We start from the raw sequence: 216 nt of genomic DNA, 5'->3' as shown, positions 1-216 counted from the left end.
ATCTTTATCGATACCCCTGCTCTGGGCAATACAGGAATTGATGGTGTTGACGTAGACGACGACACACAGCTCGGCTTAAGCTTAACCTACATGTTCAACCCAAGCGTAGGCATCGAGGTACTGGGTGCAACACCTTTTAAGCATGATATTTCGCTAGACGCTTTGGGAACAGATATCGCATCCACTAAACACTTGCCACCTACCGTAACGTTCAAT

General features: G+C 46.8%; 1 protein-coding gene. It reads left to right on the top strand.

Annotation, left to right across the window (positions count from 1 at the left end; all coding sequences use genetic code 11):
- On the top strand, positions 1 to 216 hold a 216-nt coding region (locus tag A3750_RS04275; RefSeq protein WP_304440167.1), incomplete at both ends, for an OmpW family outer membrane protein.

The sequence above is a fragment of the Oleiphilus sp. HI0079 genome, assembly GCF_001635105.1.
Note: the sequence above shows the minus strand (reverse complement) of the source record. Positions and strands in the feature narration are given on the sequence as shown.